We start from the raw sequence: 15,218 nt of genomic DNA, 5'->3' as shown, positions 1-15,218 counted from the left end.
CCATGGCTAACTACGCGATCATCATCGGCATCAACGATTATATACCTCCGGAAAGATTGGGGCTGAAAGCTCTGCAGGGCGCCATTCGGGACGCCGAAAGCGTACACGAATGGGTGATCACGCACGGCGGCGTAACTCCGGAAAGGGCGCGCCTGATCACTTCCGTACTAAACCCGCTCGCGCCGCTCAAACAGCAGGTGGATGCCGCCATCGTCGAAATGATGCAGGATATCCTGGTCAACGGCGCAAGTGCGGACCGCCTTTATTTTTATTTTGCAGGGCATGGGATTGGCGTGGAACGTGACCTGGAAAACAATGGCCTGTGCACCGCCGGCTGGAACGAACTGTTCAGGAACTCAGAAGCGCTTTCCTCTAAGGAATACAAACAGAAGTTCATGAACGAAGGCCTGTTTAAAGAGGTCGTGATCTGGCTGGATTGTTGCCGGAATACCAAGGTTTATCTTGACCCGGCGGGTGGCCCGGGTATCATACCCAACATGGGGCCGAACCAAAACCCCCAATATTTCCTGGGCTATGCGACGCAATTTCAGAACCAGGCCTTCGAGACCGCAGCGGCGGCGAACGGGGAACACCGGGGGGTATTCACCGAAGTGCTTTTGGAGGGACTGGCCGGAGCGGCCAACGAGAACGGTCAAACGCCCGTAACCGCCGACGAACTGCGTGACCACCTGGCCTATTATGTGCCGCACCGTGCCGAAGCAGCAGGTTATATCCAAATACCCGAGATCTCCCATAATGCTACCAGATACAGTCAAATGACCTTTTGATCATGGAAGAAGCACAGAATCCACCAACCCTCGAGTTCGACCTGCATATCAGGCTGGCCGATACTTTCGCCTTTGCGACCAAGATCTGGATATTTAACCGGAAAAAGCGGATGATCGCCGGACCGGACCAGCAAAGCCGGCCCTCCCGGCATTACCGCCTGCCTGCCGGAGATTATATCATCCGTTTCGATATTAACGGGCAGATCCAGGACAACGATATCACCCTGGATGCCAATAAAAATTACAGCGTAGGCCTTACGGACGGGGAACAATTGCAACCACCCAAATTGTATTCAGCCGCACTTATCAAGGGCATCGCGAATTATGAATCTTCGCACGAATACTATACCGAGCCGGCGATCGGAATCAGCAAGTTGGAGACCTTTAAAGATGCTCGTTTAAAACATAAAAATTCGGGAATCTTCATTTTCCTGCGCTTCCCAGATCAGCAAGCCTTCGGGACCAATTTTAAAAAAACAGCCTACTGGGAAAAATTCAGCCTGACCACGGAACGTGGTCGGGTCATTGCGTCCTTTCCCGGAGGCTGCATCGGGGATGATAACACCTTTCCGTTCAATTACCGGCCAGGTTCCGGTTACATCGGCCTGAGCGGTTATCTTAACCCCGGCCTGTATTTTCTGAACTATAGCGGAGCCGATGAGCGGGTCATCCCGATCTATGTTTACGAAAGCTGGTATACCCAGTTCTTCATGACCGTTGGTGCCGAACCGCTGTTTGGCTCGGTCCGGATCTTTATTTCAAAGCAACGGGAGTTCGATCCGTCCGACCGCAATAACCTGTACATCGATTATTGCCTCAGCAAAATACAGAATAATGACCTGACGCTGGATAATGAACTTTTAAAGAGCATCGCTGACCAGAAATACCAGTCGCCCATGCTGGGTTTGCTGGGAGCCTACATCTACTTGTCCAGCACCGAAACCAAAAATGATGAACTATTCCGGACGATCGTCCGGAACCTGCAAAGGGAAATACTGAAGAACAGCCGCAGTTCGCCTGACATTTGGGCGCTGAACCTGTTGAGTTATGACCATTTTCAAAAGACCCTCCCGGAAAAACAGCAGACGGGCATTAAAGGCACGCCAATGTTAAGGATCGCCTTTGACACCATCCGACGGGCGGCGTTCAAATACCCCTGGCTCGTACCGGAGGACAGCATCAATGACCATATCGCCGAGAACCAGGTATTCGATTCCCCCTATAATACGTTCCGGCCATTCAGGCCGAAGTACGAATTTGTCTGGACGGGAGCCGTTACCGCCGCCTCACCGGTCAAAAAGGTACTGAATAGCGGGAAAAGGAAACCGGTAAAGACCGGTACGGGGCTGGACATTATCCAAAACCACAGCGACAAGATCACCGTCGGTGTCGGCGATGAAGCGCTCAGGTTCTTATTCGATACCGGGCAGCAGCCCCGCAATAACCGTTCGCTGCAGCGAAACCTCGAACGCAGCATGTCTTCGGGCCCCGGTATACAGGGCAGCCAGCCGGAGTACGACCCCATCAAATATTACGGCAGTTTCGCAGAACAGGTGAAACTGAACAGGGTAATCGAAGAATCCAGCAAAACCAGCCAGCTCGGCAGCTTTATCGCCGCTGCCATCCTCGAAGGTAACAACCTGACGCCGTCTGAGATCGCTGAACGCATGAATCTGCCGCTGAACACCGTGCTCCGGATTTTCAAGGAACTGCATATCGAGACATCCGATATCAACAGTAAGAATACCCGTAAACAGATCAACATCGACGAAGATTACGAAGTACAGGCCTGGTCCGGCAAATTCGGTGTTACGCCGGATGAACTGAAAACAGCTGTCAAAAAAGCCGGTAAAACAGAAAAAGCGGTTACCGGCTATTTAAAGAAAAACCATCAATCAAACTTTATCACCATGGACGATTCAATCACACTCCAAAAGATCCTGTCATCATTCTGCACGCTCCGCTTCGACCAGATCGACCTTAGCTTAGCTATCAAAGACCGATATTGCCCGGCTGATGAAAAAGATGACTTGGCCAACAGCATCTGCGATACCTGGACGGATATCGACTGCACCGGGCTCCATAACCAATTGTTTGCTACTTTGAAAACCGGTAACGATATCTTAGCCTTTATCCATTCCTGATGAAAAACATATCAAAGATCCTCACCAGTATGGTCGGGATCATGCTGGTCACTTTGGTAAGCTATGGCCAGAACTACGTAAAAACAGACCTCGGCGTATCGTTCTTAAGCGGCAAGAAATTCATCCAGTCCTTCGACTTTAACCTCAACCGGACTAACGAAGTGCAGAACAATAATGGTGGCATTTATTTCCTGTACACCGCAACGACGCATTATTATATCATCCCGACCGTGGATGCCAGTATCGGGGAATCTGTATCGGCGGCCAATAATAATATCGTTACCCAGATCGTTTTTGGCAAGGTGTTCAAAAGTACGCGTCACCGCGACGGGTCCAGCGTGAGCGAATTCAAAAGCTCGCTGGAGATCAGCCCCACCTATAATGCCGACAAGACCTTCGCCGAGAAACTGTATTATGTGCAGCTCAAACTGACGATTAACCCGATCACTTCAACGTTTACCGGTAAAGGCTCTAAATATTTCGCTAAACAGGTTTTCTCTTTCGCCATTGATCCGGTATTGAATTTGGGCACCCATGACAGCCAAACCTATAAAATGGAAAAGGCGTATAGTGCAGGCGGCTTTAACACCTCCCTTTCGCTGCGCCTCAATAAGCTCGACAACAAGGATGCACCCTACACCGACTGGTCGTTCAAGCTTTCCGGTGATGGCTACCGGCTGTTTTCCGAGATCCCCGCCCTGTATGCCAAAGACTATTACGGGCAGCTGGCCGCTTCTGTCGACAAAGCAGTCAACAGCAAAATATCACTGAGCCTGGCCTACAAGTACGGCAACGAGAACGCGAAATATTCTGATGTTCATTCCCTGACCCTTGGCTTTAAATATAAATACTAAACGGATCAACTATGGCAAAGAACAGCAGATCGGTTTACTGGGGCATCCTGCCCGCGCCCATCAGCATGGTAGCTGCTGTTCACTGCCGGAAGCCAGCCCTATGGAGAGATTACCCTGGGCAACAAGACCGAACTTGCCCAAAAGATATTGAACGCTGCCGCAGGCACTACTTATAAAACTTTGTAAATCTTAATTAATCCTACTTAGTGATCACATAGTTTGCTACATAACCTAAACAAACCAAACCAAAAATGTATTCGAAAATTAAAAGGGCTATAACAAATTTATATTTTAGAGTTATTTCTTTCATATCAAGTTTAACCCCCCAAAAAAGAAAACCTGTATATAAAAACATAGCACTCGCCTTTTTGAGTAAACAGTTGAGCTTAGATACCATATTTGTGTTAGCATCAATTGCGGGAAGTGATAGATCATATTCCTGAAATTTCACCGGCCAATAAACTTGTTTTAAAAACCTGTAAAAAAACAAATTATTTATAAAAAAAACCAAAAACGCTACAAAGCTTATATAAAAAACTCTCGCCTTATCGTATCCGTAATCCCACCAGTATTTATCGATGAAATTTAAAACGATATGATTAGAATGCAGATATTTGAGTTCCTTAAATTGCTTATCGTAAATTTCGAATTTTCCATTCTGCTCCTCGTCTAAACATAATCGCATTACTGCCGGGTAGGTTTTAGCCTTCCAATCATAGGACTGTGTAGTCGACAACTATATCAATTTTTTCCAGATCAATTTTAAGGTTCTCCAAATTTGATTCAAACAGCTTCAAGAAATGTACATTTACGTTATTAAGGTCGATTAAATTTTTCTCGGAAAGATTATCGTTCGAGATGAATGATATAGTATCTATTTCGGAATGCAGTTCGGTTTTGAATAGCCCCACGAGCGAATCAAGTTTGCAATTTCTTATTTTTAAATTATGAATTAAAATACCTTCATCCCCCCAAAAGCCTTTTATTACTGAATTTATTATTTCTATAGTCCTAAAGTTTTGTGTGTTTCCAATTATTAGATTGTTTATGTTAACGGTATTTAATTTCAACACGCCATCATCGGAAGAATTTGAATTAAATGTACTTAAAGATAAATCAGCATTATTAAAACGGCCGTACAACTGAAGACCATATTTAAATTTAATGTCAATATCAAACTTCTTGTAAACCGAAGAATACAAAAAACTTCTCAGCGATTTATTGAAATCAATTTTCAGGGGTTTCAATATTGAAACCTCAACGACTTCGGATTGATCCTGTTTACCTGATTCGGTTTCGAAAACCGCATTAATCGAGTTAAAGCTTTGTGTTACAAGGGTTAATTCATTAAAACCATTCAACGGGATGGCATTTCTTGTAAATACTGTTATTGTTGTTCCGTTTTGTTCCGTTTTAAAAGAAATGGAATCGATTTGAGCAAAACAGAAAGTGCTAGGGACGAAAATCAGGAAAAATCCAAGATAAATTCTAATCATTTCACTTATAGTTATTTACAACTAAATATAACTGATAAATCATCATAAATCAATTGTAAATCCTTTTCAATTTTAAGATTCAAATCGTTTAGAACGGCGACTTATTCAGTCACTAAACTAACCAGGCTCACACGCAGTTATGAACAATATTTATTTGAAATGCGTTACTTGACAACATCGATACGAGGTTAAGAAAAGCGCTGACGAGTCAATGAGCCTGACGGTTAACTCGTAATCATGAACAAATGTCCCCGGCCCGAAGCGTTCATCGCGATAAAAGCCTTCAATAATAACATGATGCCACCTGACTTTAAGTGTGTCTGAATGGCCTTCCACTTCGTCGGCATCGAAAAAAGTGCCTGACAACAACAAGCGGATCGACAACCTCCGATTGACGCATGAATTTAGGGGCATGAACATAGGAAGCATATATGCCACAATACATTAAAATACCAGGTTTAATACCGTCCTGCATTAATCGGCATTACAAATCTGGCCATCCCGTAAATCCTAAATTATTCAGCTTTCTATCCTATACCAGCGGTGGGATATTTTAAACAGCGTTTTATTGCTTTAGAAAACTTAGGCCTTTATATTATTAGGGAATATAGCTCTAAATCGCCCCCATGAGCACTGCTACCGATACTCCTAAAATAAAATATCCATCAAGACCGTAATGTTAAATGTTTCCGCGAAATGCTGGGCTTAAAACAGAAAGCGCTTGCGCTTGAATTGGGGAACGATTGGAGCCAGAAAAGGGTGTCGCTTTTGGAATCCAAAGAAGTATTAGAACCCGATTACTATCAAAAATAGCTCAAGCATTGAAAGTACCGAAGACGCTATTAAGAATTTCGAAGAGGAAAAAGCAATGAATTATATCAAATACTTTTACAGATAATGCCTCTTGAATTAATTACAATTGTGATTTGATATTCAACTCTCTCAAAAAGATATTTGAACTGTACGATCAAAAAGTAGTTTTGCTTGAACGTTTATTAAAAAGCGAACAAGACAAAGTGGAAATACTAAAAGTTTTTAAAAGTTAATACAATAACGGGGTATTTTCCAATTTCAAAGCGTTAACCTTCTTATATGTAGAGTAGACTCATGGAATTAAACGACCCAATAAAAATTTTTATAATATTCCATTAAATTCTCAAACTCAAATTGTTTTTCTTTCAGAGTAAGAAAAAGTATTCTGCCGAAATTATCTGTATCGAAATCTGGAAAAAGACTTTGCGGTGTCAAGCCTGAGGTTATATAATTTTCGTCAAAATAAACTGCAGCAATAATGTTTCTGGCATTGTCATTTAGATTCATGCCCCAACCCTTATACATAAAGTAAGCATCTTGGAACGATGGCCGAGATTTGAAAAGCTCTCCAAAATTAATATTTTGGAAATCGATTTTATCGTATTGATTTTTAACTCCATAGACATAAATTACTGAAGGTTTCTCCCAGTTTCCTTTAAGTTTATAACTCATCAAGTGATCTTGATCCAACCAATGAGATTCACGCGACGCAAAAAACTCTGCGATATCGAAGTTACCTGTGACATCAAGACCATTGGAGGGTAATCCATAGTGCTGTGCTGTTGCAAAGGCAAACTGTACAAATTCGTAGCTGGTTATCCAGCGAAAAAATTTGGATCTTAAACCCGAATCTTTACCAGCGTAGACGTCAAGACTAAATTTTAGTAATCCACACCATTCAGGCATAACATCGTTAATATTAATTTTCGCTCTATAACTGCTTGGCAATAGAGAAGGTTCCAACGTCGTTCCATCACCATATAAATTTTGGAGCGTTGTTTCGCTTCGATTAAGAAAATATTCCTTAGTTTGTCCCCGGTAGTAAAACTGATAACTTTTGTACTTCGATTTTAATTCAGAAACAAGCAGATCCACTTGCTGCCGGTTCTTGACGAAGATCCTTGGAATTTTGACAAAAGGAATTCTTAGAAATCCTAAGTTAGCTTTATCATCTAATGTAAAATCAGGCATCTTAGAAGTTATCCCATAAAATGCCCCCCCTTGCCTTATCCAATCGTCGTAAACTAATCCATAGTATTGATCGACAAAAAAGTTCTGATTCTCGCTTTTATGGTGTTCTATTCCGGTTATAGTTGAATATGGCGAAAAAAGATTGGCGAGCGGATTTATATTATGTACCGAGCAATCTTTATCTATAGAAAATTCAGGGTTTACAAATCCATCCATTATGACTGATTTTTATTAATCATAATTTGAGCATTAAAAATAAGAGAAGATAATATATTAGACTCAACAGGTATCTTGCCTTGACAGCTAATTTCTCTTTGTTGAACATCCAGAGCGTAATCCATGCCGAGAGGAGATACCCTCAAATCCGCTATTCCGTCGAAACCGTACGCCTTGGCCACATAAATGTCTATAAAAGATAAAAACGCCCATTCGCTGAGATGCTGATGGTGAACTGTATTTTTCGAATGCGTGATTTTTAGGTTACTCCAATATTTTGCGAGATTAGTCACTGCGTCAATCAGCATAATCAATGGGTATCGAATAAGCTGCATTTCCTTGGCCGGGCAAGTGACTCGGATGATATGATAAGTACCGTCGATATTTAAAACATTATCGAGATAATCAATAGTACCTGTGAAATGGATGTTTTTCATCTCCGTCTCTTCAGGCGTATCGGCTATGTTTTTCAGGTACATCGGTACAAATTTAAATAGTTCGATAGGTACGTGAAATCCTTCCAAAAATAACGTGACTAAAAACGGAAGATTGGCGGACTGTCCACTATTAAAATAACGTGAATTAATATCAAGGTCAACAACGCTATTCATTATATCTGGCCGCTCTATTGTTTTTCTTATGGCTTCTGCGAGCACACTGGGTGAAATCCAGGATGATAAAATATAGCCAAATTGCCGACTGTTCATTCTCGTAAGTATTTGAAAATGAAATTAATAATAAAAATCAATTAATTATTATACAGATTGCATTTTTTAACTTCTGTTGCTACGAGACATTGCATTACTACGACGATTCCTACCAAGTATAGCCTCATCGTCAATATCATCGGTTATTTCAATGACAGGAGAATCATAATCGTTATTATATTTATGATCTCTCCTTATTTTTTAATAGCTGCTCGTTATGAGTTGTTACAATTAATTGAGCCCCATTAGCTGCTGAGTGATTCGGTGAGTTTATATCTGATAAATAATGAAGGTATGATGTGGCCTTAAAGCAATAACCCGTCAGACATTATGTCCTGATCCATTAAAAAGAAACCTGTGTCTTTGCGGAACATTTGGGATGTTTTACTCAAACAGAATGCCTCGATTTATTAAAAAGCCTATCCGTCGTTTTTTTCGCTAATCCATTATTAATTAAGTGAATATGTTTAAATTGATATTAAATAATTATTATATTTAACTAATTATAAATACCCTTTTATCTAAACCTAAATGCTGCATTTTGATCTGTTCGATAATCAGTTTGCTTCTGAGAACTACTACAAGCTACTCGGGTTCATTTTTGCAACCACAGAGGAGGATTTAGATACGGATTCCCGTTATGTGCTGTTTGCATTGAATGTAAATGAGCTATTGACCGGGGAATACGATTTTGCATTCTTAACGAAAAAAATAAATGCCGAAGTAAATCGATTAATCTCTGCATATCCTAAAATGGAGGTTTTCATCCCGGTACTGGATTTTAATCATGTTCATCAAAGGTATTCTGAAGAAAAGGTAACTGAATATCTCAGTAATCAGATTTTACTGTTGGACTCCGATTCAATTATTTTTTCTAATGTTCCAACTGCGATTGTAAAAACACTTATCGGTAGAATTCCCCGTGGCGATAAGGATAGGATGTTTTGGAGGCGAAAGCAATTCTGTCTTTTCTACACTTACGAAACTGATAAAGCGAATAACAGGATTTACTACACGGAAATTTTCGGCGGAGTGAACAGAAATGAATATAAGCTATTGATGGTCAAATTAATATCCACTCATCTAACATTTGAAGATTATCAGACATCTGGTCCGAATAAAATCTTTTCTGTCGGAACCATAGAAAATCTGTCAGCATCGCCTTTATTCATTAATACTGCCGGCATAGTTCAAAACTTCGAGGTCATCATTTTATCCGCAGATAAAACGCTGTTTGAGCACTCAATGGAATATATCCTTAACACCGATATATACGAATTGAAAAATGATTTTGCGGGATACATGATAAAAAACAGTCATTTCCGGTTAGGGTCAAAAGTTCATATCCGTGATTTCGTCTACGCAAAACGTATATTCCAAAACAGCTTTTTCACTAATCGATTTGCCTTTTTAATTGCAAAGTATATTGTAGCCCGTTACCCTTCAGTTTACTCTCTGACAATTATTGGGTACGGGATGTATTCGCAATTGTTAATCAATAGGGTTTCAAGCATTTTATTAAAGCACATTAAAAATCCCGGCGTCACCATCAATTATGATATGGTAAGTGATGCGGAGGACCCTCATCTGATCAGAAACGTTCAATTTAATAAGTGGGTTTTAGCCATAGTTCCGATCAATACAACGTTTTCTACAACTGTTAAAATAGAAAATCTGATTAAGGCTAAAATAGGGAATGATAAAGAAATAAAACCTCTCTATCCTTCTGTAAATGCCATTTTAGTAACGCATGGCAACTTTAATGATCCAAACTATATCAGAAAACTCAACCTGACTTTTTCCCGAAAAAGCGTTCAATCTGGTGATAAATTGATATCAACCAGCCCTTATCAAATCTTAAAGTGGAAAAAAATACGTCCCTTAAAACAACTCGTCACTGTAACTACTAATCCACCAGATTCTGAAGAAAGAATCCAAAAATATCTTATTTCAATCCCTTCCGTACTGTATCTGCCTGAAAGCTGCCCATTATGTTTTCCTGATAACGACCTGGAAGAAAGGAAGCAGCAGGAACTTCATGAGGAGGTTTTGTTGGAAACGGATAAGACTTCAGTAACCCCGGATCTATTGCTTAACCTGCCTGAGAGTTTCAAAATAAGCCTTGACCTCGTAGACAATGATATTTTTCTAAATGAAGAAGCATTAATACAGGGCCACGTTATCTACAAAGGGAACCATTTTACACATTTTATTAAGCCGGAAGCTTTTTTTCATACTTACATCAACCAAATTGAGCAATGGGCCGCGACTTTGCGATTACAAATGCTTAGGATGAGTCCCGAGCTTCATAGTTCGGGCGTATTACTCATCTCAGCTGGAGATAGGAATAACACATATTTCACAGATTTTATCAACCGCCAGATATTTGATGACTCTGGGGTTATTATTCATTATGATATTGCCTTGCAATCGACCGAAAATTTTGTGAAGTTTTTTAGCCCTCATATCTGGCAGGCCACTTATATTTTCTACGTCGACGATATCTTACAGGGGGGTAAAACGCTTTTAAAGATCAATGACCTCGTTAATTATTGTAATGCCAATAATCCCAAAAAGAAAAAGATTAATCGTGGGCTCGACGGGGTTTTCACAATTATCAGTAAGACACCCTCGTACACCAGGGATAATATCTCAGCTCATTTAACAGATGTATTTAAACTGCCGGATAAAGAAACGCCCAATAAAATCAGATATAGCGCATTTTTCTATTTGAATATTGATACAGTCTCACGTGGCCAATGTCCTGAATGTAAGACCAGGACTAAGAACATTTCTTTATCTGAAAGTTGTGTTCTTGATTCGGTGAAGCATTACTTTTTGGATAAAGCGGCCAAACTGACAGCTATAAATATCGCTGATGTATTTCAGTCTGCGGAAATAGAAAATACTTCCAGCTGGTACAGATATAACCCGCTCGTAAGTGAATTCAAAAAGTTTCCATGGAACAGTGATTCATCGGATGAAACAAAGACGTTTTGGAGACATTTTGAGACGGGAAGACTCCCCAAAAAAGGGTATTTACGACTGTTGGTCACCCATCAGTTAAATTACATTTTCTCGAATGTTGGTGATATTAGAAAAGGTTTTAGCAAATTACTAAAGTACGATCGCCCACGTTCTGCTGTTGAAATAAATATGTTATTTACCAGATTATTGAATGAAGTAAAAATTCGCGCTCCTTTTGACAACTGGTATAAATCCTTCGATATGTATCTTACGTTGCTCTACGATGAAATTATCGAAGAGTTAATTGTAAAGATTCTAACAGAAGCACCTCTTAATAATATTAAAGAGATCAAGGAAAAGATTTTCCTGAAGATCAATCTCGATCTGGACCAGCTTTTGTCGGAGTATGAGTCTAAACCATTCAGTTTTAAGGATTTTCGAAAAATTAAATTTTTAATCAAACGATCTGCTTTATTGGGTTCGAATTATCCGATTCATATTAAGACACTAAAAAAAATAAAGCGGATTTATGATGAATATTTACCTAATGTACCAGCGTTTGAGAAGCGTCGAAAAGCATGGCATTACATACATTCCGATTTTTTAAAGAAAAATAGCACAGCAATACATAAGGATGCTGAAGCGAAAAGCAGGATAGCATACGTTTCTCAGGCCATAAGAAATATTCTTTATGTTGAAGCAACAGTAAGAGAGTTTAGTTATTTCTTTGTCTCTGTAGTAAAAGAAATAACTACAAATAATGACGCTAAAATTTTAAGGTTAGAAAAAAACATGGATACATTGTTCTCTGACGAACCAGTTTCTGAGTACAATATCAATTACAAAAAGACTGAGAATACCCGCGACTTCATGTATTTGCTGAGACTGGTGAAATATGAGAATGTTTCTGTGGTGAGAAAAGGAGTTGAATTGATTTACGGCGTCTTTCTAACCAAAAAGTTTCATACGTTCCGCCTGGAAGATGAAACAAAGGATTCATTCTCAGAATTCAGAACACAAATAGAAATTGTTCTGGAAACAGCTTTCAAGGATTACCGTTTGATTCATTTGAAAAACTATTTGAAGGTTGAAAGCCTCGAACAATGGAAAAGGTCTAACTTCCTGGACTTTATCAACTTTATTCAGTTTTTATATACATATACGCTGCTTCTTAATGAACAGGAGCACGCGCGTACCGAGGAAAACCTGGAAGTTAAAACTAAAAATATATTAAATAACTTTTTTCGGACTGCAGGTGATCCCGAATTCACGACTGATGGCGAAAACTATTTCCAGTTTAAAGAAAATAATGAAAAAGCAGGCGCTTTTATGGTTTTAAAGTATGATGACCGGGAAGCCGATGTTATCAGGGAAAAGAAAATGCTCATTGCTCAGGCTACCGAACCGACTAATCAAAGAAACCACATTATCAATTCTACCATCGATTCAAATTCTCTGAGTTATATCATGATCAATGGGGTGAGTAACAAGGACTTTTCCATAAGTTATGATACTTATAATGACGACGGTAACCGTGCTGCAAGGAAAAAGAAACCCTGGATCATCTGGGAATTACAACGATCGATTGTTAACGAGGAGGTAATCTGGAAGTCAGTCCGTGGAAATATCTACTCCATTGAAGATAAAATTCAGAGCCAGTCGGATCTGTTAAAGAGTATAGACCGAAACGGCTTTTTGCCAAATGAATTTACGGAGGCTATTTATCTTCCAAGTGATACAAATTATTTGACCTTTATTCGGTTAAGTGATGTCAATTTAAACCGGGAGAATTTTGAGAGCAATGGAAAGGCGGTAATCTGTCTTTATACTGATCATCAAAATGAAAATGGCACTAACAACGCAGAGGAAATACATCGGCTAAGACTTTCTTTTTGTTTACTTCCTCTTATTACACGGTTTATAAACAAAAATTACGACAGTAGTGCAATCCTAAATTCATTGATTAGTGTTCGGCAGCAATTAGTAGAAAGAGAGCGACACCATCATGGACATAAACACTTGCTGCAGGAGCTTGTGACACTTTCTAAAAAAACTGGTAACAAAAACCATAGAAGGATCGTTATTGATGTAATGCACAATCTGTTAGCATCCGCCGAAGACATCGATGAGTCCATTGATCTGTACAATGGCTGGGGCAGGGAACGATCTAACGCTGGGCTCCTATATTCAGTTGAAATTGACGAATTGGGTATAATTGAGATTTCTATAGAGAAACTGTTCGAACAGATCAAATTTTTGTACGAAGTGATTTTAGTTAATGTCATAGAAGGTACGCCTGTTATCAAAGACCCCGTTAGGATCGAATCTTCATTTTTGGTTGATGAAAACAAGGTCGTTATCATACCCTTTAAATTGTTTACAGTAGTTATATCTGAAGCATTAGTGAATGCAAAAAAACATTGTCGTATAGAGAATCGGGATCTGACTATGATTTTCAGTCAGGAAGATGGGTTACTGATGTTGTCATTAGTCAATGAATCAAGGGAAATTCCTGATGTGAAAATGAAACGATTAAACAGGTCTAACAAAGGAGATGTCCATGGGCTGGGTCTGATTGACAAAATCTCATTTGGTCAATACGAAAAAGTATCTAAAAAATATTGTAACAGGAAAACTGATTCAAGCAGCCAAACTACATATCAATACGAAATAAAAATACCAATCGCGATCTATAATACATGAAAAAGAACTACAACATTTATTACTTAGAAGATAAAGAGGAACATTACAAGACAATCTCACAAAATTTAAAGACTTATTTAAATATTACGATATTGCCAACTCCGGAGAATCGGACAGCTGACCTTGAAAAATTTCAGGCATATGCTGATATGCCGAATGCGACCCACCGCAATGTCGTTCGTCTGTTGCTCCTTGAATATAAATTAGATCTTATCATTCTTGATCAACAAATTGGCGATGAAAACAATGTGGGTTCAAGAGTATATTCGGACATAATCATAGATAAACCCGGTTTCGAAGAGCTTAATGTAATCTCGTATTCCGGAGCAAAATATAACAGGCAGCCCATTAGAACGCGTACGGCTAAATACTATCAATTCCCGAAAGGCGACATCGCTACATCTGCAATAACGCTATGTGAGGACATCAGAAAGATACTGAAAATGCCAAATGATTCTATTCTTGAGAAACTGGCTAAGAAACTTAAACAAACAAGACAAAACACAAATAAAAAATGGTTATGGAAGCGATAGAGGACTTTTTTGAAATAGTTTTTAAAAACGGATTTACGATTGTCCTTTATCTGATGATCCTCCTGGCGATTCCAATATTGGGGGTGGGTTTTTTTGGTATTCTTTTCGCAGTGATACATTATTTCCAAGGCGAAGGAGATCAAAATAAACTTCTTTTCGAGTCGCTCCATTTTTTAGAGTTTTTCTTTATTGCGCCGTTGCCTGCTTTGATATTTTTTTCATTCAAGGACTATATAAGGTCCATTTTTTTCAATCTTGAAAGAGCTGAGGAAGCCGAAAAAGAAAATGAAGAGACCACGGATAGCTTAAAAGACCATGAGGAAAGACGCTCTAAAGCAATATTAAACAGTATAAATCCAGAAGTCGCAGAAAAAGCCCTCGTTTCATCCTTAACTGGTGTAACCTCATCATTCATCTTAAGTAAATTAGTTGAATCCTTCGGAAAGGATTTTTTAATGGATGGACCTAAAATCGTAACCTTTGCAATTTGCTTTGCTTTCCTGACAGCACAGATACTATATTTGAAAATGTTATCCACTCATGAAAGTCATAAATAAATTTTTCACAACTAAGCCATCTTAAAAGCAATTCACATGCATAAATTTCACCCATTAACATAAAAATCAATAACGCCCCGGCAATTATCTTGACTGACTACTCTCTGTCAGTTGTCAACGATGGCTGATTATCTAATTAAATCAAGGCTATAACAATTCGCCTTTCTTATCTTTTATACTAATTATGAGTAGGCAATTTTCCTTGCCGAAAAATTAAGTTCCTTAACTCTTTCACAGCGTTGTCCTGCG

At 39.4% G+C, this 15,218-nt stretch carries 9 protein-coding genes; 6 read left to right on the top strand and 3 right to left on the bottom strand.

From position 1 onward, the window contains the following. Positions 1–2: 2 nt before the first annotated feature. Genes ACFFGT_RS10475 through ACFFGT_RS10465 form a run of 3 tightly spaced genes read left to right on the top strand, consistent with a single transcriptional unit; the run spans position 3 to position 3,786 of the window. Entirely contained in the window at positions 3–788 is a 786-nt protein-coding gene (locus ACFFGT_RS10475) for a caspase family protein (protein WP_377022476.1), read from the top strand. A gap of 2 nt (positions 789–790) precedes the next feature. Further along, positions 791–2,932, top strand: a complete 2,142-nt coding sequence (locus tag ACFFGT_RS10470; RefSeq protein WP_377022475.1) for a DUF3606 domain-containing protein — start codon at positions 791–793, stop codon at positions 2,930–2,932. After that, positions 2,932–3,786 carry a hypothetical protein gene (locus tag ACFFGT_RS10465; RefSeq protein ID WP_377022474.1) on the top strand — a complete coding sequence of 285 codons (855 nt, stop codon included), beginning with the start codon at positions 2,932–2,934 and terminating at the stop codon, positions 3,784–3,786. The genes ACFFGT_RS10470 and ACFFGT_RS10465 overlap by 1 nt, the downstream gene beginning before the upstream one ends. A 713-nt stretch (positions 3,787–4,499) precedes the next feature. Here ACFFGT_RS10465 and ACFFGT_RS10460 read toward each other — a convergent pair. The 3 genes from ACFFGT_RS10460 to ACFFGT_RS10450 all read right to left on the bottom strand — a co-directional run bounded on the left by ACFFGT_RS10460 (position 4,500) and on the right by ACFFGT_RS10450 (position 8,209). Beyond that, a complete protein-coding gene (locus ACFFGT_RS10460) occupies positions 4,500–5,282 on the bottom strand; it encodes a hypothetical protein (RefSeq protein ID WP_377022473.1) in 783 nt (260 codons plus the stop codon). A 1,113-nt stretch (positions 5,283–6,395) separates the two neighbouring features. Beyond that, the gene (locus ACFFGT_RS10455) at positions 6,396–7,502 is read right to left on the bottom strand and encodes a hypothetical protein (protein WP_377022472.1); all 1,107 of its coding nucleotides are present in this window, start codon (positions 7,500–7,502) and stop codon (positions 6,396–6,398) included. After that, positions 7,502–8,209: a hypothetical protein gene (locus ACFFGT_RS10450; RefSeq protein ID WP_377022471.1), complete on the bottom strand. Its 708-nt coding sequence runs from the start codon at positions 8,207–8,209 to the stop codon at positions 7,502–7,504. The genes ACFFGT_RS10455 and ACFFGT_RS10450 overlap by 1 nt, the downstream gene beginning before the upstream one ends. A 531-nt stretch (positions 8,210–8,740) precedes the next feature. Here ACFFGT_RS10450 and ACFFGT_RS10445 point away from each other — a divergent pair. From ACFFGT_RS10445 to ACFFGT_RS10435, 3 genes are read left to right on the top strand one after another with little or no spacing between them, the layout of a single operon-like run. After that, positions 8,741–13,879, top strand: coding sequence for a hypothetical protein (locus ACFFGT_RS10445; RefSeq protein ID WP_377022470.1), 5,139 nt, complete (start codon positions 8,741–8,743; stop codon positions 13,877–13,879). Next, the gene (locus ACFFGT_RS10440; RefSeq protein ID WP_377022469.1) at positions 13,876–14,412 is read left to right on the top strand and encodes a hypothetical protein; all 537 of its coding nucleotides are present in this window, start codon (positions 13,876–13,878) and stop codon (positions 14,410–14,412) included. Before ACFFGT_RS10445 ends, ACFFGT_RS10440 begins: the two co-directional genes overlap by 4 nt. Next, a complete protein-coding gene (locus tag ACFFGT_RS10435) occupies positions 14,400–14,969 on the top strand; it encodes a hypothetical protein (RefSeq protein ID WP_377022468.1) in 570 nt (189 codons plus the stop codon). The genes ACFFGT_RS10440 and ACFFGT_RS10435 overlap by 13 nt, the downstream gene beginning before the upstream one ends. The last annotated feature ends 249 nt before the right edge of the window (positions 14,970–15,218 follow it).

The sequence above is a fragment of the Mucilaginibacter angelicae genome (assembly GCF_042434235.1).
GTDB classification, from domain to species: domain Bacteria; phylum Bacteroidota; class Bacteroidia; order Sphingobacteriales; family Sphingobacteriaceae; genus Mucilaginibacter; species Mucilaginibacter angelicae.
The sequence above is the reverse complement of the archived record's forward strand: the minus strand, read 5'-3'. Positions and strand labels throughout refer to the sequence as shown.